An 18712-nucleotide genomic window follows, 5' to 3' on the forward strand; every position below is an offset into this window, starting at 1 on the left:
TCGTCATCAGTGGGCACAGTGGCCGTGGGCGGCCGAGGGCAGGTCGAGTGCCGGGTTCCGGTCGCAGAACCCGTAGGGGCGCATCATGAATCCGGAGTAGTCGACCGGCATCACCGGCCAGTCCTCCGGACGTGGGATGTGCGTCGGGCCGAAGACGTGCCACAGCACGATGTCGGTGTCGCTGACGGAGCGGTCGGCCGCCGTCCACGCGGGCAGCCCGGCTCCGCCCGGGTGCGCGTTGGGGCGGTCGCCCGCGGGGAAGCGTTCGTCGGGCGCGTACGGCGTGACCCACAGGTGGTTCGTGGCGAAGGTCGCGCGCTGGTACACCGTCGATTCCGGTTGCGCCATCAGGGTTGCCGACGGCCGCGGCACGAGCTGGTAGGCGGTCGGCGCGCCGAGCCGGTTGGTGTGCTCGGTGCTGCGGACCTCCCACACCCGCGCGGTCGCTGGGTTCGCGTGCCGTTTCGCTTCCTGTTCGGTGCGCAGTTCCGTGGCCTTCCAGGTGAAGGCGTTGCCATACGGGTTCTCGGGGCCGACTGGGATGCCAACGGCGTCCACCTCGTATACCGAGTTGCGCTGCCCGTCGACGGCGAAGTCGAGCCGGGCGCAGAACAGGTGCTGGTGCACCGGCGCGAACAGGCCGGGTGCGATCTCGGACGCGTGCGGCTGTGCGGATCCGGGCTCGCCCGCGCCGGAGAACACGATGCCGGTCGCCTTGGCTTCGCATTCGATGGTGCCGTCGAGGTAGAGATACCAGAAGAAGCCGTAGTCGTAGTTGCCGATGGTGGAGATCGACGAGAGCACCAGCCGGCGCGAACGGCGGACCTCGGCATTGCCGTCGAGATCGGTGTGCTTCCAGAGGATCCCGTAGTCCTCCTCGTGCATGCAGATCGCGTTCGGCACGCGCACCGGCTGGCCGTGGTCGTCGGCGAGGAAGGCGTCGAAGTAGTGGATCACGCCGAGGCAGTCGCAGCCCAGCCGCAGGCTGTTGCCGTTCTTGCCGAGCAGGTATTCCCCGGCGTCGAAGTAGCTGATCCAGAACCGGCCGATTGAGATATCACCGTAGGGAACAACCATCTCAGGCACCGACGCCCGATACAGCACCGAGCGGTCCTGGAAGGTCAGCTGGTGCAGGGTCAGGCCCTCGCGCGCGTTGAACCCGACGCGCAGCTGCCAGCCCTCCCAGGTCACCAGCGAACCGTCGACCTGGAAGCTCGGGCCTTCCGGCTGGGTGATCTCGATCGGCTTGAGCGTGGTCCGCGCGGGGTGGTGGCCGTAGCGGCCGGAGTCCGCCGGGACCGGGGTGTCGCCCTCGTCCTCCACGCGGAGGACGCGCTGTTCGGTGAGGTTGAGGTGCGCGACCAGGCCCTCGACCGGATGCGCCCAGGGGCTGTCGGTGCTGTCCTCGCGCAGGAAGGTGAGCGAACGGATGACCCGGCCGGTCTCGTCCTCGCGGCCGAAGTAACCGGGGGCGAGCGGCGCGCAGAACGCGTGCTCGATGCGGTCGCCGAGGCCGCGGCGGCGCATGGCCGCCTGCCACTCCGGGGAGGCCTTCGTGATGGCCTCGGCCAGGTCGTACTCCTCGAAGAGGTACGGCGGCTGGCCCTCGCCGCATTTCTCGTGGCTGACCAGCTCCCCGGCGGTCACCGAGACGACCGCGTCGGCCGATTCGCCGGTCGCGGTATCGAGCAGGGTGAACTGGATCCGGCGGTCGGTCTCGGCGCCGGCCAGCACGGCGGCCTTGTCCGGCTCCACCGGGAGGACCTGCGGAAACCGGGTCGTCTCGGTGATCAGCCCCCGTGCCTCCAGCACGGCCCGGCCGGCGGTCAGCTCCTCGGCGGTCAGCGGGTCAAGCGGGTGCGGGTGTGCGTTGCTCATGGTGTCCCTTCGCGCTCCTCGCCGCAGTGTTCGCGGTGGCCCGGGGGTAGCGGTAGCCACGCTCCGGGGGTCGTGCGGCCGCTGACAACAAGGATGCACTCGTTGCCAATCCCCGGCTGCGCCGTTGCTGCAGGATTGCGGAATGCGACTCGACCTTTCCGGCAAGGCCGTGCTGATCACCGGCGCCGCGTCCGGGATCGGGCTGGCCTGCGCGCGGGCGTTCCTGGAGGAGGGTGCGCGGGTCGGCGTGGTCGACCGGGCGCGGCCGCCGTCGCTGGCCGGGGACGTCGTCGCGGCGCGGGCGGACCTCACCGACGAGGGGCAGGTCGCCGCGGCGGTCCGGCTCGTGGCGGACCAGTTCGGCGGGATTGACGTGGTAGTCGGCTGCGCTGGGATATCAGGGCCGGTCGGGCGGCCGCTCACCGAGACCAGCGCCGAGGACTTCACCGAGGTCATGTCGGTGAACGTGCTGGGGCAGTTCCTGGTCGCGAAGCACGCGCGGCCGTGGCTGGGAGACGGGAGTTCGATCGTCTTCCTGGCCAGCGATTCGGCCTTCGTGTGCGCGCCGGGGATGGTGCCCTACTGCGCGTCGAAGGGCGCGGTGGTGTCGCTGACGCGGGCGCTGTCGGTCGAATTCGCCGGGGTCCGGGTCAATTGCGTATGCCCGTCGGTGGTCGATACGCCGATGGCGCGCGGGGATTTGGGGGATCTGCTGGACGAACCGGGTTTTCCGGTGCAAGCGGCCGACGACGTCGCCCAGCAGGTTTTGTATTTGGCTTCCGCGCGGGCGCGGACGGTGAACGGCCAGGCCTTGCTCGCCGACTTCGGCTTTTCGGCTCGGTCTGGGTTTCCTGCTTGAAAGGGAGAAATGACGATGGCAGACACGCGGATCGTGGCGATTACCGGCGGAGGGACGGGCATTGGGGCTGCGGTTGCTCGGCGGTACGCCGGCGAAGGTGCGCAGGTCGTGGTTCTGGGGCGGCGGCGGGAGCCGCTGGAGAAGGTCGCGGCGGAGACCGGCGCGCACGTGATCGCTTGCGACGCCAGCGTCCGGGAGGACGCGGAGGCGGCGATCGCGGAGGTGCTCGAGAAGTTCGGCCGGCTGGACGTGATCGTGGCCAATGCCGGCGGGCACGGGCTTTCTTCGGTGGTGGACACCGGGGACGAGGAATGGGAGATCGCGCTCCGGTCCAATTTGTCCAGTGCGTTCGTGTTCTGCCGGGCCGCGTTGCCTTCTCTCGTGGAGAGCGGCGGGCAGGTCGTCATTGTTTCTTCGCTGGCCGGGTTGTTCGCCGGACCCAATGTCGCGGGGTACACGGTGGCCAAGCACGCGTTGATCGGGCTGACTCGTTCCATCGCGCGGGATTACGGGCCGCGCGGCGTCCGGGCGAACGCGGTGTGCCCGGGGTGGGTGCGGACGCCGATGGCGGACGGGGAGATGGAGCAGTTCGCCGAGGCGGCCGGGTTCGACGGCGGACATGACGAGGGATACCGGCGGGTGACCGCCGAGGTGCCGTTGCGCCGTCCTGCCGAGCCGGAGGAAATCGCGTCCATCGTGCGCTTCCTGGGCTCGTCCGAGTCCTCGTATGTCACCGGTGCGGTGTTGGTCGCCGACGGCGGGGCGCACGCGGTCGACTTGCCCACGTTGGCCTTTGAGCGCGCCGGGATGTAGTTCCTACTGGCCGGGTGACGTTCGAGGGGGACTGGGCGGCGAAGACCGCGACGGCCAACCAGCGGTTCGCGGGGCTTGGCCGTCGCGATCGCCCGGGAAGTCGAAGTTCTGCTCGGCCGCGAGGCCATGACGTATCCGCAGCACCCGGTCGCGCGCGCCCGCGAGGCGCTCGCCGACCGGGTGTTCGCCATCCTGGCCGCGGCCCGCGACGCCAGCCGGACGTTCTACCACGTCGAACAGGTGCCGGTGGCGGTCGTGTCCGACGCATACGGGGACGACTGGGTCGAGAAGGTAGCCGACGCCGCGGGCACGCTCGCCGCCGCGATGGCCCGGGCCGCGACCGTTCTCACCGGCGTGGTGGACAGCGAGTGCAAGGACGCCGACACCCGGCAGTGGGCCACCGGGGTCCTGGACGACGTGCGCAACGCCGCCGCCGAAGTCCTCCGCGAGGCGAGCGGACGCCCCGGATCCGCCGGTCGGCCGACGTGACGACGTGACGGCGCAAGCCGAGGTCCGGTCGAGACGGAATTCTTCGCACCCGCCGGTTATGCGAGAACTTCTGACGGGTCTGTGCTTGAGATCCGACGCGGCATCGACAGGTATGTCAGCTTGATTCCGCCAGCGTTCGCAGCCACTTGGTGAGCAGCTGCGTTTCCGCGGCCCCCAAGACTTCCGGGTGCGCCGCCGCGTGTTCCAGCACCCGGTGGATCTCAGCGTGCCGATCACCGGCCGCCGAAGTGCCGGTGATCGCGGCGATCGCGCCCTCCCGGACCGCCACCGACAGTGCGCGGTCCTCCTCGGCGAGGATGATCTGGCGCAGCGTGACGCCGATGTTCGCCACGAGGATGTGCGCGGCCGCCTGGTCCGGCGGGACCGTCAGGCGGCCCTGGTCGGCGGCGGCTTGGGTCAGGGCGCGCAGCATCGCGCTGGGCCGTTCTTGCGCCTCGGGCGCGTGGCCGGGGTGGACCTGGCCGTACATGAGCGTGTAGAAGCCGGGGTTCGCGATCCCGAAGGCGACGTGCGCGTCCCAGCCGTCGCGCAGGTCCTGGATCGGGTCGCCGGACGGTTCGCGCGCGCCTTTTTCCGCCAGGTACAGGTCGAAACCGCGCTCGACGACCGCGTCCAGCAGGCCCTTCTTGCTGCCGAAGAAGTGGTACAGCGTCGGCATCTTCACCCCGGCCTGTGCGCAGATCGCGCGCAGCGAGATGTCCTCGCCCGGCGTCGCGGCGACCTGCTCGGCGGCGGCGTCCAGAAGCCGGGTCCGGGTATCCGCGTTCGCCATCTGTGTCACATCGCTATAGTAGCTACTGTTCCAGTGATATAGTGATGCATATCAGCGATAAAGAGATGGAGGAGTTCCGCATGACCGACCACACCCTCAAGGGCAAGAACGTCCTGGTCGCCGCCGGGGCGAAGAACCTGGGCGGCCTCGTCAGCAGGCAGGCGGCGCAGGCCGGCGCGAACGTGGCGATCCACTACAACTCCGAGTCGACCCGGCCGCAGGCGGAGGAGACTCTCGCCGCGGTCGAGGCGGCGGGCGGCAAGGGCGTTGTCCTCACCGGCGACCTGACCGTCCCGGCGAACGTCGAGAAGCTGTTCGCGGACGCCGAAGCGGCGCTGGGAAAGATCGACGTCGCCGTGAACACGGTGGGCAAGGTGCTGCGCAAGCCGATCACCGAGACCACCGAGGACGAGTACGACTCGATGTTCGACATCAACTCGAAGGCGGCGTATTTCTTCATCAAGGAAGCGGGCAAGAACGTCGCCGACGGCGGCAAGATCATCACGATCGTGACCAGCCTGCTCGCCGCGTTCACCGACGGCTACTCGACCTACGCGGGCGGCAAGAGCCCGGTCGAGCACTTCACCCGTGCCGCGGCCAAGGAATTCGCGCCGCGCGGGATTTCGGTCACCGCGGTGGGGCCCGGCCCGATGGACACGCCGTTCTTCTACGGCCAGGAAACCCCGGAACGGGTGGAATTCCACAAGTCGCAGGCAATGGGCGGGCAGCTGACGAAAATCGAGGACATCGCGCCGATCGTGACGTTCCTGGCGACGTCCGGCTGGTGGATCACCGGGCAGACGATTTTCGCCAACGGCGGCTACACTACCCGCTGATTTCGCCGCGACAGCAAGGGAAGCGCAATGTCCGAAGTGGAGATTCCGGAACCGGTGGCGTCGTTCGTCAACGCGGTGAACCGGCACGACGACGCCGCGTTCCTGGACGCGTTCACCGAAAACGGCGTCGTGGACGACTGGGGCCGCTCATTCGCCGGACGCGCGGCGATCAAGGGGTGGAGCGACGTCGAGTTCATCGGCTCGCGCGGCGTGCTGACCCCGGAAGAGGTCGCGGTTTCCGGCGACGAGATCACCGTGGTCGGCGACTGGCGGAGCAACCACGCCAACGGCCGGTCGAAGTTCGTGTTCGCCGTCGAGGGCGATCGGATCGCCAAGATGACGATCCGGGAAGGCTGACCGGCCGGGGTGCGGGCGTCCCACCGCGGAACGCCCGCACCCCGGGTCAGTTGGTGCCCAAATACGCCTGGTGCAAGGTGTCCGGGTCGTCCAGCAGAGGCTGCGCCTCGCCGGCGTAGGTGACCTTGCCGGAGGAGACGACCAGGGCTTCCTGCGCGACTTTCAGCGCCAGGTGGGTGAACTGTTCCACCAGCAGGATCGCCGCGCCCGCGTCGGCGAATTCGGTCACCGCCGGGAGAAGCCGGGTGAAGACGGCGGGAGCCAGGCCCAGCGACATCTCGTCGATGAGCAGGAATTGGGGTTTCGCCGCGAAAGCCCGGCCCAGCACCACCATTTGCTGCTCGCCGCCGGACAGCAGTGCGGCGGGGGAGTTCTTGCGTTTCTCCAATTCCGGGAAGAGGGCGAGGACTTCTTCTATTCCGGCGGGAGTTTTGGCGGTCAGACGCAGGTTTTCCAGGACGGTCAGGCTGGGGAAGACCGCCCGGCCTTGCTCGACGTGTGCCAGTCCGAGCCGCGCTCTGGCCACTCGCGAGTGTTTCGTCACGTCGGTATGTCCGATGTGGATCGAACCGGCCGACGCGGGAATCACTCCGGACAGCGCTTCCAGCAGGCTGGTCTTGCCCGCGCCGTTGGGGCCGACCAGCGCGGTGATCTTGCCTGGTTCCAGGGTCAGGCCGACGTTGGCGATAACCGGGCCCGCACCGCGTGTTACGGTCAGGTTCTCGATTCGCAGCGTGCTCACAGCATCTCCGTTTCGCCGAGGTAGGCCTTCAGAACCGCTGGGTCCGCCAGCACCTCCGCCTGCGGGCCGCTCGCCAGCACCTCGCCGAAGTCGAGCACGGTCAGGGTGTCGCAGACCGACCGGACCAGGTCCAGGTCGTGTTCGATGATCAGCACCGAAACGCCGAATCTGGCCGGCACCTGGCGCAGGCGTTCACCGAAGGCGACGTGTTCCTCGTGCGGGAGACCGGCCGCCGGTTCGTCGAGCAGCAGCACCTTCGGCTTGGCCATCAGGTGGCCGACGACTTCGACCAGCCGGCGCGCGCCCACGTCGACCCGGTCCAGCGGCGTTGCCGCCGGCGGGCAGCCGAAGAACTCCAGTGCGGCGGCGACTTCGGCGGCAGGCGGGCGACGGCGGGCTACGAAACGGACGTACGCCTCGATGGTCAGTCCTGCCGGGACTCGGTCCTGCTGGAACGTCCGGCGCAGACCGGAACGGGCTCGTTGCGTCGGATTGCCGGTGAGCGGACGGTCGGCCAGTACGACGGTTCCTTCGGCCTGGGGCAGGAAACCGCTGATCGCGTCGACCAAAGTGGACTTTCCCGCGCCGTTCGGCCCGATGACGCCGAGGACTCCGCCCTTCGGAACCGCCAAGTCCACTCCGGACAGTGCCTTGACCTGGCCGAAGGTGACGCTCAGCCCGCGGACCACCAGCACCGGTTCGCCAGGCGGCAGGCGCGGAGGTTCCTCGTCCAGCGCGGTGATCTGGACCCCGGCGCTGGCCCTCGAACGACGACGCCGCAGTTCGCGGATCGCGGTGCCCAGGTTGCCGCGTCCGGCCAGCGCTTGGATGCCCAGCAGGCCGAAGATCACGTAACCCCAGTCCTGCGGCACGCCCCATCGCTTCAGCAGCTCCGGTACCGCGACCCACAGGACCGCGCCGAACACTGCCATATCAATCAGGTGCGCGCCGGACATGATCGCGAGCACGTACAACGCCAGCGACTGCAGCGGGGCGAAGCTGGTCGGGAAGGCGAACCCGACCTGCGCGGTAAGCAGACCGCCGCTGATGCCGCCGAGAGTGGCGCTGACCGCGAAGGCGGAGAGCTTGGCCGTGCGGACGCTCGCCCCTGCCGCGGCAGTGCCGCGTTCGGAGAACGCCACCGCGGCCCAGCTGCTACCCCACGGACCACGCCGGAGGAAGTGCACGAGCAAGGCGCAGATGATCAGAACGATGACGCACAACAGGAAGTACGCGTTGTCGTCGGCGACCAAGGACGGGCGGTCCACCGAAACGCCTTCGGTGGTGCCGGGGAACTGGATTTCCACCAGGGTGACGTCGGCGGCCGCGGCGAGGCCGAGCGTCACCACCGCCAGGTTGATGCCGCGCAGCCGCAGCGCGGGGAGTCCGATGAGGACACCGACCACGCCCGCCGCGAGACCGCCCAGCAGCAGCCAGAAAAGGAAGCCGCCGGGGGCGTGCGCGACGTTCAGCGCGGACACGACCCACGCGCCGATCGCGCCGAAGGTCAACTGGCACAACGAGATCATGCCCGCGCTGCCGGTGACCACCCCCAGCCCGAGCAGCGCGATGGCAGCCACTACGACGCTCACGCCGAGGTAGGCGAAGTAGCCGTTGAGGCCGACGGTCAGGCCGATTCCGGCCAGCACCGCGACCACCGCGACGACCAGTGGGGTTCCGAAGCGGGACCCCGCGGCCCGGTCAGCGAGCTGCATCCCACACCTCCTTGCGCTGAGACCACACGAGCAGGCCGACGATGGCCAGGAACGGGACGAAATTCCGCACTACCGAAAGCTGGTCGACCTGCGCGAGCGCGCCCTGCAGCATGCCGAGGACGAGCCCGCCGACGACGGCGAGGTCCAGCCGGCGGAACCCGCCGAGCAGCGCCGCCGCGGCGGCGGGCACGACCAGCATGGCCAGCGAGGTGGCGTCGTTCGACTGGGACGGGGCGACGATCACGATGATGACGGTGCTGATCAGCCCGGTGGCGCCCCACACGGCGGCACTGAGCCGTTTCGCCGGGATGCCCAGCAGTTCAGCGGTCGTCGGGCGTTCCGACAACGCGCGCAGTGAGATGCCAACGGGCGTCTTTGTCAGGATCAGCCGTGCGGCGAAGGCGATCGCCACTGCCAGCGCGACGGTCACGACCGTCACCTGGCTGACCACCACGCCGCCGACGGTGAAGGCCGGACCGGCCAGCAGCGCCTGGAACGGCTGCGGTTTGTTGCCGAACAGGATGAACGACAACGAGATCAACAGCAGCAGCACCGCGACCGTGACCGCCGAGCGGGTGCCGGTGCCTGCTTCGGCCAGCCAGGTCGAGACGACCCAGCCGATCAGCACGCTCAGCAAACCGCCCAGCAGCACGCCGAGCACCACTGCCAGCCACTCCGGCAGTCCGCCGTGGACGGACAGCGCCACCCCGACGTAACTGCCGAACATGCCGGTGGCCGCCTGGGCGAAGTTGACGACCCGGACCAGCCGCGACATCAGGGTCAGGCACACCGCCAGCACCGCGTAAAGCCCGCCGGCGGCCAGCCCGGCCAGCGCTCCCTGCACCATTGCAGTCTCCTCTGTCCAGAATGGATCGGGCTAGCGCCGCGGGATCCGCAGCCAGTCGGTACCGGCGATCTGCCACCGGTTCGTGCCCGTCGCGAGCTTGACCGGCCAGCCCGCGATGTTGTCGTGGTGCGCCTGCCCGGGGCCGAACACGTACGGTGTGCCGACCATCGGGTCGGAGATCGGCTTCATCTCGCGCAGCGCCTTGGTCACCGTTTCCCGCGTGATTTCGCCCGGCATGCCGTTCAGCACCTGCAGGAAGTACTTCGCCGCGAGGTAACCGCCCTGGCTGAACGAGGTCAGCGGAATGTTGTTGCGCGTCATGAGGTCCCGCCACTCCTTGGTGCGCGGGCTCGACGGGTCGGTGAACGGGTAGAACTCGGCGGGAACGTAAACGCCCTTGCCCGCTTCGGAAACCGCCTTCGCGTACTGTTCACTGTAGACGCTCGTGAGCAGCAGCCAGGTCACGTCTTTCCAACCTTGTGCCTGCGCGGCCTTCAGCTGCCCGATCGAGTCCGGTTCGACCGGGTTGACCGTCACGGCTTTGCACCCGGCCGCGCGGGCTTTGACGATGTAGGGCGTGTAGTCGGAACCGTTGTACGGCACGGTCGCGTCGACGTACTTCAGCTTCTTGCCGGTGATTTTCGACCATTCGTCGATGGCCGCGCGGTAGTATGGCAGCGTGTTCCCGGCGATTTCCAGCAGCGCGCACATATCCTGCAGGTGCAGCACTTCGGAGCCGTACAGCAGGGTCAGCGTCATGTCGTGGAACGGCCCGACGTTGGCCGGGCCGATGTTCGGGCTGGTGAAGCACGACGGGTCGACGCCGATGCCGGAGATGGACAGGACTTTTTCCTGCTGGTAGTACTTGGCGTTGATCTGGCATTCGATGAGGCTGGACGAACCGACCAGCGCGACCGCCTGGTCGCCGCCCACGATTTCGCGGGCCGCGGCCGCCGCGGCGGCGGGGTCGCCCTTGTCGTCGATGGCGTGGTATTCGATCTTGCGCCCGTGCACGCCGCCCGCCGCGTTCGCCGCGTCGAAGACGGCCTTGGCGGCCTGGGAGGATTCCGGGAAGGTGGCGGGTCCGCTCAGCGCGTTGACCGAGCCGACCACGATCGGGCCGTTCGGGTCGGCGGTGCCCGCGCAGCCCGCCGCGACCAGCGTGACCAGCACGGCCGAGGCGAGCGCGGGCAGGAACTTTCTCATCATGGCTCGGCTTTCCGGTCCACAGTGACCAGAGGGGAGGGGAGGGAGAACGGGGGCGGTGCCGGAGGAAGGGCCGGCACCGCCGTTCGCGGGAGGCTCAGTCGGTCGCCGCGGCGACCGGGGCGGAATCGACGATCTGCTCGAAGCTCGCGACCTTGCCGCCGTCGAACTTCCACACGTGCGCCACGCGCGCGGTGAACGCCTTGCCGGACTTGCGGTTCGTGCCGGTGTAGGTGCCGAGCCCGACGATCGAATCGCCGGCGTCCAGCAGCGCGGACAGCGTGAACTTGTAGCCGTCCCAGTCGCGGGCGATCGCCTCGAAGACGTTGCGCCGCACCTCGTCCGGGCCGGTGTAGGTGCCCGCGTAGGGGAATCCGGCGGCCTCGGTCCAGGTGGTCTCGGGGCCGATCGGGGCGAGCATGCCGTCGAGGTCGCCGCGGTCGCTGGCCTCGTAGTGCGCGGTGATCACGTCCATATTGGACACGGGGAATCTCCTTAGACAGGCTGGACGTCGGGGTAGCTGATCGAGCCGAGCGGGTAGATGTGCCCGCCCGCGCGGGAATGCTCGGACCGGCCGTCGCCGGTGATGCCGAGGAAAACGCCGGTGGTGCGCAGGTCGTAGCCGAGGTCGTGCAGCCACACGCTGGCCACCGCGATCCGGAACTCCCGGAAGCAGAACAGGTACAGGCCGTCGGCGAACTTCCAGACGGTTGACATATCAACGTCGCCGTGTCCGCGTTGCACGCCCTCGACGCACTGCCAGCAGTACCGTTCGGAGGAGAGGTAAACGTGCTCGTACAGGTGGTTCGGGCTGTAGCGGTAGACGTTGCGCTTGCCGATGAGGTCCCGCGACGGACCGGGCACGTCGCCGGTCGGCTCGCCGCCGTCGGTGGTGCCGGCGTGGAAGGTCTGCGAAACCCGCGGCGTGCCTTCGACGTCCTCGTCGCCGATCACCGACCGCACGGTCAGCGCGCGGTGCGTGGTGGTCGAGTAGACGATCGTGAGGGATTCGCCCTCGACGCTCGTCAGCGGCAGGTTCACGAAGAAGACGTCGGGACGCACGGCGACCGCGTCGTACGGGTCTTCGACGCCGTTGCAGGTAAGCCGTTCGCTGTCGAGAAACCGCAGTTCGAGCTTCGTACCGTCATCCTGGGTGACGGTGAGCTGCCGCCCGGTGAGGTCCGCGTTGGGCAGCCGGTAGGTGTCGATCCCGGCGGCGAACTCGTCGTAGGTGCGCCATTCGTCAGGGGAAGGGTCGGACATGCCCATCATGCTCGCCGCGCCCCGCCCCGGGAGCGAACGTTCATGCGCTGGCGGGCAACTGCCGGACGCTCGCGGTCAATACCAGCGGGTTCGGGCCGGAAACGACAAGCGGCGCCCCCGGGCGAGCGGGAGCGCCGTGCGTGGTGGGGAGGCGGTCAGCCGCGGGCGCGCAGCTCGCTGGGCGACTGGCCGAACGCGGCCCGGAAAACCCGGGAAAAGTGCGCCGCGTCGACAAATCCCCACCGCGCCGCGATTGCCGCCACCGGGCGGGCCGCCAGCAACGGATCCCGCAGATCCCGGCGGCAATGCTCCAGCCGACGCTGCCGGATCCACCCCGCCACCGTCGTCCCCTGCTCCTGGAACAACCCGTGCAGATGCCGGGTGGAAATGTAATGCTCCGCCGCGATCTGCGCGGGCCCGAGATCGGACCGCGACAGATTCGCGTCGATATAACTGCGGATCCGCCGCATCAGGTCGTGGTGCGGGTCAGCCGCCGTGCGGTCCAGGTCGAGTTCGGTTGCCAGCATCGTGGTCAGCAGGTCGACCGCGTTGTGCGCCAGCCGCACTCCCACCGGGCTCGTCAGCACGTCCAGATTCCCGCCCAGCTGCGCGAGGAACGGCACCACCACGTTCCCCACCCCGGAGCGCCCGGACATCCGCACCGCGGTGAGCTGACCAACCAGGTCGCGTGGAAGGTCAACTTGCTGCTGCGGGAACATCAGTACCAGCGTCCGGAAATTCTCCTCGAACACGAGCGAATACGGCCGGTTCGTGTCGTACAGCGCGACGTCGCCGGGACGCAGCACCGCCTCGCGGCCGTCCTGGGTGAGGATTCCGGTGCCGGCCAGCATGACGCTCAGCTTGTAGCACGGCCGGTCGGCGCGGGCGATGAGTTCCGGCGTGCGCTCGACCGCGTGCGGCGACGCGGTGATCTCGGTCAGCGCGATCTCGCCCGCCTCGTGCGTGCGGAGCCTGCCGTGGAAGCGGTCGCGGTGCTCGGTGCTCACCTGCAGCGGCACGAACGACCGCAGGACAGCGGACCGGAACTCCGTGAAGTCCTGCGCGACCGTGGTCGGCGTCTGCAAGATTGCCGTCATCATGTCACCTCTCCGTCGAAGTGCCGGTACCGCTGCGTGCCCGGGGAAGGGACCTGGCGCCCCTTCCCCGGACGGGACGCACCTTAGACCTGTTCGCCCAGTTTGAAACCCTGCTCGGCCCCGTCGGCGCGGGTGTAGGAGAACCCGTCCGCGCCGATGGTCACGTCCATTTCCTTCGTTTCCGTGCGTTCGACGACCGGCTGGAGCTTGCCGTCGAGGTCGAGCACCCGCGAGGCCTCGGTGTACCAGCTCGGCACCACCGGATTGCCCCACCAGTCGCGGCGCTGGTTGTCGTGCACGTCCCAGCTGATCACCGGGTTGTCCGGATCGCCGGTGTAATAGTCGTGGGTGTAGATCTCGATCCGGTGCCCGTCCGGGTCACGCACGTACAAATAGAACGCGTTCGACACGCCGTGCCTGCCCGGGCCGCGCTCGATCTGGTCCGATTTCCGCACCGCGCCGAGGTGGTCGCAGATGTGCAGGATCTGGTGCCGCTCGTGCGTGGCGAACGCGATGTGGTGCAGACGCGGGCCCGCGCCGCCGGTGAGCGCGACGTCGTGCACGGTCGGTTTGCGGAACATCCACGCCGCGTACACGGTGCCTTCGTCGTCGCGGATGTCTTCTGACACCCGGAAGCCGAGGCCCTCGTAGTACGCCCGCGCGGCCGGGACGTCCGGCGTGTTCACGTTGAAGTGGTCCAGCCGCGAAAGCGCGCCCGCGCCGTGCACGTCGTAGCGCTGGGTGAACCGCTCGACGTGTTCGGCCTCGTAGAAGAACTCGATCGGGAAACCGAGCGGGTCCAGTACGCGCACCGCCTCGCCGATACCGCGCGTGGTGCCCGCCGGGACGCGGCGCACCTCGACGCCGAGTTCCCGGTAGTACGCCTCGGCGACGTCGAGTTCGCCCTCGCCGCGCACGCGGTAGGCAAGCACGGCCAGCGCCGGTTCCGCGCCCTTGCGCAGGATCAGCGAGTGGTGCAGGTATTCCTCGAACGCGCGCAGGTATATCGCTTCGTCGTCCTCGTATGTCACGACGAGACCGAGAACGTCCACATAGAACTCTCGCGACGCCTTCAAGTCGCTGACGATCAGTTCCGCGTACGCGCAGCGGATGACGTCCGGCGGGGTCGTGGTCATGCGTTGTCCTTCCCGGCCCCGAAGCGCGCCGTGTGCACGTCGCCGAGCGTGATGTGCACGGCCTGCTGTTCGGTGTAGAAGTCGATCGAGCGGTAGCCGCCTTCGTGGCCCAGGCCGGACGCCTTGACCCCGCCGAACGGCGTGCGCAGGTCGCGCACGTTGTGCGAGTTCAGCCAGACCATTCCGGCTTCGATGTTCTGCGCGAAGGTGTGCGCGCGGGTCAGGTCGGCGGTCCAGACGTAGGCGGCCAGGCCGTACTTGACGTTGTTGGCCAGCTCGAGCGCTTCCTCGTCGGTGTCGAACGGCGTGATCGCCACGACCGGGCCGAAGATCTCCTCCTGGAAGATCCGCGCGTCCGGCTTCACGTCGGCGAACACCGTCGGGGCCACGTAGTTCCCGGTCTCCAGGCCCTCCGGACGGCCGCCGCCGGCGAGCAGTTTCCCTTCCGTCTTCCCGATTTCGATGTAGCTCATCACCTTGTCGAAGTGCTCCGGGTGCACCAGCGCGCCGACCTCGGTGGCCGGGTCGTGCGGGTCGCCGACCACGATGTTGCGCGCGCGTTCGGCGTACCGGGCGCAGAATTCCTCGTAAATCGGGCGCTCGACCAGGATCCGGCTGCCCGCCGTGCAGCGTTCGCCGTTGAGCGAGAAGACGCCGAACAGCGTGGAGTCCAGCGCCGCTTCGAAGTCCGCGTCGGCGAACACGACCGCCGGGGACTTGCCGCCCAGCTCCATCGACATGCCCTTGAGGCCGCGCGCGCAGTTGCGGAAGATCGTTTCGCCGGTGGTGGTTTCGCCGGTGAACGAGATCAGCCGGACGTCCGGGTGCTTGACCAGCGCGTCGCCCGCTTCCTCGCCGAGGCCGTTGACCAGGTTGAACACCCCGTCCGGCACGCCGGCCTCGCGGAAGATGTCCGCCCACAGGCTCGCCGACAGCGGCGTGAATTCGGCCGGCTTCAGCACCACGGTGCAGCCGGACGCCAGCGCCGGCGCGAGCTTCCAGCTCTCCAGCATGAACGGCGTGTTCCACGGCGTGATCAGCCCGGCGACGCCGACCGGCTTGCGGTTGACGTAGTTGACCTGCTTGCCGGGCACCTTGTAGGCGTCGTCGGCCTGCGCGACGATCAGGTCGGCGAAGAACCGGAAGTTCTCGGCCGCGCGCTGTGCCTGGCCGAGGGCCTGCTTGATCGGCAGGCCGGTGTCGAAGGTTTCCAGCTCGGCCAGCTGCTTGTCGCGGCTCTCCACGAGATCGGCGATCTTGTTGAGGATCCGGGCGCGCTGGCGCGGCAGCATTTTCGGCCACGGGCCGTGGTCGAACGCCTCTTTCGCCGCGGCGACGGCGAGGTCGATGTCCTCGGCTTTGCCCGCCGCGGCCGTCAGGTACGGCTTGTTGGTGACCGGGTCGAGCACCTCGAAGGTCTCGCCCGAGACGCTGTCGGCCGGCGCGCCGCCGATGTAGTGGCGGATGTGCTCCGGCAGGTTGTCCGGAACGTAGTGCGCGGTCATGGTCACTTTCCTTCCACGGTGAAGCCGTCGACGGGCGAGAGGTACTGCTCGCCCTGGCGCATCAGTTCGGTGATCCGGGCGAGGCCCGGTTCGGTCGGCGTGATCAGCGGCGGGCGCACGAAGCCGGACCGGATGAGCCCGCGCTGCTCCAGGACCCATTTGCCGGGCGCCGGGTTGGTCTCCACGAACAGCAGGTCGACCAGCGGGTGCAGGCCGTAGTGGATCTCGCGGGCGCGGTCGAAGTCACCCTCGGTCCACGCGCGGTACATCTCGGCGCTGGCCGCCGGGGCGATGTTGGCGGTGGCGCTCACGAACCCGGCGCCGCCGAGGGAAAGCAGCGGCAGGCACAGCAGCTCGATGCCCGACCAGACGAGCAATTCCTTGCCGCACAAGTGAAGTACGCGGGAGAAGTGCTCGAAGTCCTTGGTGGTCTCCTTGATCCCGACGAAGTTGTCGAAATCGCGGAACAGCCGCGCGACCGTCTCCGGGGCGAGGTCGACCGACGTCCGGCTCGGCACGTTGTAGGCGACGATCGGCAGGTCCGGGAATTCCTTGGCGACCGTGGCATACCAGCGGTAGAGCGCTTCCTGGGTGGGCCGCGCGTAGTACGGGGTGATGATCAGCGCGGCGTCGATACCAGCGTCCCGCGCCTGAGATGTCAGTTCCAGCGTCTCGTCCAGCTTCGCCGAACCGGTGCCGGGCATGAACGGCACCTTGTCGTCCACCGCCTTGGCGACGGTGCGGATCGTCTCCGCGCGCTCGGCCACCGTCATCGCGCCGGGTTCGCCGGTGGAACCGCCGATCGAGACGCCGTGCGAACCGGACGCGAGCTGCCAGTTCACCAGGTTGGTCAGGCTCTCGTGGTCGACCGCGCCGTCCGCGGTGAACGGGGTCATCAGCGGCGCGATCGAGCCGGTGATGGCGTTCGGGGTACTGCGGAACCTCATGGGGTGGGGTCCTTCCGGGTAGCTTCGGCGGGCGGGGCGGCCCGCCGGTCGAGATAGGCGTCGAGGGTGGCGGTGCGGTGCCGGCGCGCGGCCAGTTCGAGTTCGAGCGGGTCGGCGTTCTGCTCGATCAGCACCAGCAGCTGTTCGTGTTCTTTGACCGATTCGTGCGCGCGGCCCGGGACGAAACTGAAGGTCGAATCGCGCAGCGAGGCCAGCCGGTGCCAGCCGCGGTGCACGAGGTCGAGCACGTGCGGGTTCGGGCACGGTTCAAAAAGGACGGAGTGGAACTCTTGGTTCAGTTCGGTGAACCGGTGCGGTTCGAAGTTTTCCAGCGACAGCCGCATTTGCTCGTTGACCGCGCGCGCCCGTTCGATGTCCGCTGTGGACAGTTTCGGCGCGGACAGCGAGGTGGCGAAACCTTCCACCAGGGCAAGGGTTTGCATGGTGTGCTCGTACGCGGTCTCGTCGACCATCACCACCTGTGCGCCGACGTTCCGCTCGAAGGTGACCAGCCCTTCGGCTTCGAGCAGCCGGATCGCTTCGCGCACCGGGACGACGCTGACGTCCAGTTCCTTGGCGATTTGCCCCAGCACCAAACGGTAGCCGGGACCGAAAGTCCGGTCGGCGATCCGGTCCTTGATCCAGCGGTACGCGCGCTGGGATTTGCTTTCGCCTGCTACGGGCGCCACTGGGCGTACCTGGCCTTCCAGTGTTCGTTCATCGGGTAGAGGCCGTCGACGCTTTCGCCGTTCGCGACCTGTTCCGCGATAAACGTTTCCTGCCGCTCCTGCTCGATCGCCGCGTCCGCGATCTTTTCCGCCATATGCGGCGGAATCACCAGCACGCCGTCGGAATCGCCGACGATCACGTCGCCCGGCTGCACTGTCGCGCCGCCGCAGGCGATGGTGATGTCGACGTCCCACGGAACGTGCCGGCGGCCGAGCACCGCGGGGTGCGGGCCGGAGTGGTAGGTCGGAATGTCCAGCGCTGCCACCGCCGCCAGGTCGCGAACGCCGCCGTCGGTGACGATTCCCGCCGCGCCGCGGACCTGCGCGCGCAGGGCGAGAATGTCGCCGATCGTGCCGGTTCCCTTTTCGCCGCGGGCTTCAATGACCAGGACGTCGCCGGGGTTGAGGGAGTCGATGGCGCGTTTTTGGGCGTTGAAGCCGCCGCCGTGGGATTTGAAGAGGTCCTCGCGGAACGGGACATAGCGGAGTGTCCTGGCGCGGCCGATGAGTTTCTTGTCCGGGCGGGTGGAGCCGAGACCGTCGATGGAGACATGGTTGTAGCCGTTTTTGCGCAGCTGGGCGGAAAGCGTTGCGGTGCCTACGCTGGTGAGTTTGGTCTTGAGTTCTTCGGTGAGTTCGAATTCCGGCGGGAGCCCCGCGGATTCCCGGTCGCCGTAAGCCTGTTCGCGCTGCTTGTCGTCCACTTTGGGCTGTGCGCTGAACTCCGGGAGCGGCGTGGTGCCCTCGGTGACCGGCGTGACCAGCCGCCCGGTGGTCTTCTCGCCGTGACTGACCTCGACCTCGACCACGTCGCCCGGCTTCACGACGGACGATCCCGCCGGCGTCCCGGTGAGAATGACGTCGCCGGGTTCGAGGGTGCTCAGCTGGGAGAGGTCGGCGACGAGGGTGCCGAAGTCGAAAATGAGGTCCTCGGTGGTGTCGTCCTGGACGAGCTTTCCGTTGACCCAGGTACGGACGCGAAGGTTCCGCGGGTCGACCTCAGCGGCGGGAATCGTGGCGGGCCCGAGCGGGGTGAAACCGTCGCCGCCCTTGGAACGGAGATTGGATCCGCCGTCGGCGTGCCGCAGATCGTATACGCCGAAGTCGTTGGCGGCGGTGATGCTCTCGACGCAGCTCCAGCCTTCCTCGGGCGTGACGCGCCGGGCCTGCTTGCCGATGATGAGAGCGATTTCGCCCTCGAAGGCAAGGAGTTCGGTGCCCGCCGGACGCTCGATGGGGGTGCCGGAGGCGCTGATCGAGGTGGCCGGCTTGACGAAGTAGGAAGGCTTCGCCGGGACCCTCCCGCGCTGCCTGGCGCGGGACGGATAGTTCAGATGAAGCGCGATGACCTTGCCCGGCCGCTCCGGCGGGGTGGTGCTCGATGCGGGACTCATGGGGGTTGACCTGCCCGGATGTCGTCGGGAGAGGAAGATATCTCAAAAGATATACGATCCTGGCGGGTCTGGGCAAGGGTTCGGGCGGGTGCCGGCTTCCCGGGCGG

General features: G+C 68.5%; 19 protein-coding genes. 5 read left to right on the forward strand and 14 right to left on the reverse strand.

What is annotated here, in order from left to right:
- Positions 1–6 precede the first annotated feature (6 nt).
- On the reverse strand, positions 7–1878 hold the full coding sequence (locus F9C11_RS16430; RefSeq protein ID WP_409185732.1) for a primary-amine oxidase: 1872 nt from the start codon (positions 1876–1878) through the stop codon (positions 7–9).
- 142 nt (positions 1879–2020) lie between these two features.
- Here F9C11_RS16430 and F9C11_RS16435 point away from each other — a divergent pair, with 142 nt between their 5' ends.
- The 3 genes from F9C11_RS16435 to F9C11_RS16445 all read left to right on the forward strand — a co-directional run bounded on the left by F9C11_RS16435 (position 2021) and on the right by F9C11_RS16445 (position 4039).
- On the forward strand, positions 2021–2737 hold the full coding sequence (locus F9C11_RS16435) for an SDR family NAD(P)-dependent oxidoreductase (RefSeq protein ID WP_409185733.1): 717 nt from the start codon (positions 2021–2023) through the stop codon (positions 2735–2737).
- A gap of 15 nt (positions 2738–2752) precedes the next feature.
- The gene (locus F9C11_RS16440) at positions 2753–3550 is read left to right on the forward strand and encodes an SDR family NAD(P)-dependent oxidoreductase (protein WP_409185734.1); all 798 of its coding nucleotides are present in this window, start codon (positions 2753–2755) and stop codon (positions 3548–3550) included.
- Positions 3551–3625: 75 nt separating this feature from the next.
- Positions 3626–4039 (forward strand): hypothetical protein, encoded by a 414-nt coding sequence (locus F9C11_RS16445; protein WP_409185735.1) that lies wholly within the window; start codon positions 3626–3628, stop codon positions 4037–4039.
- 115 nt (positions 4040–4154) lie between these two features.
- Here F9C11_RS16445 and F9C11_RS16450 read toward each other — a convergent pair whose 3' ends face one another.
- Positions 4155–4832: a TetR/AcrR family transcriptional regulator gene (locus F9C11_RS16450; RefSeq protein ID WP_409186920.1), complete on the reverse strand. Its 678-nt coding sequence runs from the start codon at positions 4830–4832 to the stop codon at positions 4155–4157.
- Between the two features lie 80 nt (positions 4833–4912).
- On the opposite strand from F9C11_RS16450, the gene F9C11_RS16455 reads away from it, so the two are divergent.
- On the forward strand, positions 4913–5668 hold the full coding sequence (locus F9C11_RS16455; RefSeq protein WP_409185736.1) for an SDR family oxidoreductase: 756 nt from the start codon (positions 4913–4915) through the stop codon (positions 5666–5668).
- A gap of 27 nt (positions 5669–5695) precedes the next feature.
- Positions 5696–6025, forward strand: a complete 330-nt coding sequence (locus F9C11_RS16460; RefSeq protein WP_409185737.1) for a nuclear transport factor 2 family protein — start codon at positions 5696–5698, stop codon at positions 6023–6025.
- A gap of 46 nt (positions 6026–6071) precedes the next feature.
- Here the strand turns inward: F9C11_RS16460 and F9C11_RS16465 are convergent, their stop codons facing one another.
- From F9C11_RS16465 to F9C11_RS16520, 12 genes are all read right to left on the reverse strand, one after another.
- Positions 6072–6767, reverse strand: coding sequence for an ABC transporter ATP-binding protein (locus F9C11_RS16465; protein ID WP_409185738.1), 696 nt, complete (start codon positions 6765–6767; stop codon positions 6072–6074).
- Positions 6764–8482: an ABC transporter permease subunit gene (locus tag F9C11_RS16470; RefSeq protein WP_409185739.1), complete on the reverse strand. Its 1719-nt coding sequence runs from the start codon at positions 8480–8482 to the stop codon at positions 6764–6766. Before F9C11_RS16470 ends, F9C11_RS16465 begins: the two co-directional genes overlap by 4 nt.
- Entirely contained in the window at positions 8469–9329 is an 861-nt protein-coding gene (locus F9C11_RS16475; protein ID WP_409185740.1) for an ABC transporter permease subunit, read from the reverse strand. The genes F9C11_RS16470 and F9C11_RS16475 overlap by 14 nt, the downstream gene beginning before the upstream one ends.
- 30 nt (positions 9330–9359) lie before the next feature.
- Positions 9360–10538, reverse strand: a complete 1179-nt coding sequence (locus tag F9C11_RS16480; protein WP_409185741.1) for an ABC transporter substrate-binding protein — start codon at positions 10536–10538, stop codon at positions 9360–9362.
- Positions 10539–10632: 94 nt separating this feature from the next.
- Positions 10633–11019, reverse strand: coding sequence for a nuclear transport factor 2 family protein (locus tag F9C11_RS16485; protein ID WP_409185742.1), 387 nt, complete (start codon positions 11017–11019; stop codon positions 10633–10635).
- 11 nt (positions 11020–11030) lie between these two features.
- Positions 11031–11798, reverse strand: coding sequence for a MoaF C-terminal domain-containing protein (locus F9C11_RS16490; RefSeq protein ID WP_409185743.1), 768 nt, complete (start codon positions 11796–11798; stop codon positions 11031–11033).
- A gap of 155 nt (positions 11799–11953) precedes the next feature.
- Complete coding sequence (locus F9C11_RS16495) at positions 11954–12895, reverse strand: helix-turn-helix domain-containing protein (RefSeq protein ID WP_409185744.1); 942 nt, start codon at positions 12893–12895, stop codon at positions 11954–11956.
- 83 nt (positions 12896–12978) lie between these two features.
- The gene (gene hpaD / locus F9C11_RS16500) at positions 12979–14031 is read right to left on the reverse strand and encodes a 3,4-dihydroxyphenylacetate 2,3-dioxygenase (protein WP_409185745.1); all 1053 of its coding nucleotides are present in this window, start codon (positions 14029–14031) and stop codon (positions 12979–12981) included.
- The gene (gene hpaE / locus F9C11_RS16505) at positions 14028–15536 is read right to left on the reverse strand and encodes a 5-carboxymethyl-2-hydroxymuconate semialdehyde dehydrogenase (protein ID WP_409185746.1); all 1509 of its coding nucleotides are present in this window, start codon (positions 15534–15536) and stop codon (positions 14028–14030) included. The genes hpaD and hpaE overlap by 4 nt, the downstream gene beginning before the upstream one ends.
- Positions 15537–15538: 2 nt before the next feature.
- Entirely contained in the window at positions 15539–16483 is a 945-nt protein-coding gene (gene dapA, locus F9C11_RS16510) for a 4-hydroxy-tetrahydrodipicolinate synthase (RefSeq protein WP_409185747.1), read from the reverse strand.
- Positions 16480–17172, reverse strand: a complete 693-nt coding sequence (locus tag F9C11_RS16515; RefSeq protein WP_409185748.1) for a GntR family transcriptional regulator — start codon at positions 17170–17172, stop codon at positions 16480–16482. Before F9C11_RS16515 ends, dapA begins: the two co-directional genes overlap by 4 nt.
- Complete coding sequence (locus tag F9C11_RS16520; protein ID WP_409185749.1) at positions 17160–18605, reverse strand: fumarylacetoacetate hydrolase family protein; 1446 nt, start codon at positions 18603–18605, stop codon at positions 17160–17162. The genes F9C11_RS16515 and F9C11_RS16520 overlap by 13 nt, the downstream gene beginning before the upstream one ends.
- Positions 18606–18712 lie beyond the last annotated feature (107 nt).

Origin of the sequence: Amycolatopsis sp. VS8301801F10 (genome assembly GCF_046195355.1) — a bacterium.
GTDB lineage: Bacteria > Actinomycetota > Actinomycetes > Mycobacteriales > Pseudonocardiaceae > Amycolatopsis.

Bases quoted from the DNA above. Each gene is read 5' to 3' on its own strand.
- F9C11_RS16430 (WP_409185732.1), bottom strand. From the start codon at position 1,878: ATGAGCAACGCACACCCGCACCCGCTTGACCCGCTGACCGCCGAGGAG.
- F9C11_RS16435 (WP_409185733.1), top strand. From the start codon at position 2,021: ATGCGACTCGACCTTTCCGGCAAGGCCGTGCTGATCACCGGCGCCGCG.
- F9C11_RS16440 (WP_409185734.1), top strand. From the start codon at position 2,753: ATGGCAGACACGCGGATCGTGGCGATTACCGGCGGAGGGACGGGCATT.
- F9C11_RS16450 (WP_409186920.1), bottom strand. From the start codon at position 4,832: ATGGCGAACGCGGATACCCGGACCCGGCTTCTGGACGCCGCCGCCGAG.
- F9C11_RS16455 (WP_409185736.1), top strand. From the start codon at position 4,913: ATGACCGACCACACCCTCAAGGGCAAGAACGTCCTGGTCGCCGCCGGG.
- F9C11_RS16460 (WP_409185737.1), top strand. From the start codon at position 5,696: ATGTCCGAAGTGGAGATTCCGGAACCGGTGGCGTCGTTCGTCAACGCG.
- F9C11_RS16470 (WP_409185739.1), bottom strand. From the start codon at position 8,482: ATGCAGCTCGCTGACCGGGCCGCGGGGTCCCGCTTCGGAACCCCACTG.
- F9C11_RS16475 (WP_409185740.1), bottom strand. From the start codon at position 9,329: ATGGTGCAGGGAGCGCTGGCCGGGCTGGCCGCCGGCGGGCTTTACGCG.
- F9C11_RS16480 (WP_409185741.1), bottom strand. From the start codon at position 10,538: ATGATGAGAAAGTTCCTGCCCGCGCTCGCCTCGGCCGTGCTGGTCACG.
- F9C11_RS16490 (WP_409185743.1), bottom strand. From the start codon at position 11,798: ATGTCCGACCCTTCCCCTGACGAATGGCGCACCTACGACGAGTTCGCC.
- F9C11_RS16495 (WP_409185744.1), bottom strand. From the start codon at position 12,895: ATGACGGCAATCTTGCAGACGCCGACCACGGTCGCGCAGGACTTCACG.
- hpaD (WP_409185745.1), bottom strand. From the start codon at position 14,031: ATGACCACGACCCCGCCGGACGTCATCCGCTGCGCGTACGCGGAACTG.
- hpaE (WP_409185746.1), bottom strand. From the start codon at position 15,536: ATGACCGCGCACTACGTTCCGGACAACCTGCCGGAGCACATCCGCCAC.
- dapA (WP_409185747.1), bottom strand. From the start codon at position 16,483: ATGAGGTTCCGCAGTACCCCGAACGCCATCACCGGCTCGATCGCGCCG.
- F9C11_RS16520 (WP_409185749.1), bottom strand. From the start codon at position 18,605: ATGAGTCCCGCATCGAGCACCACCCCGCCGGAGCGGCCGGGCAAGGTC.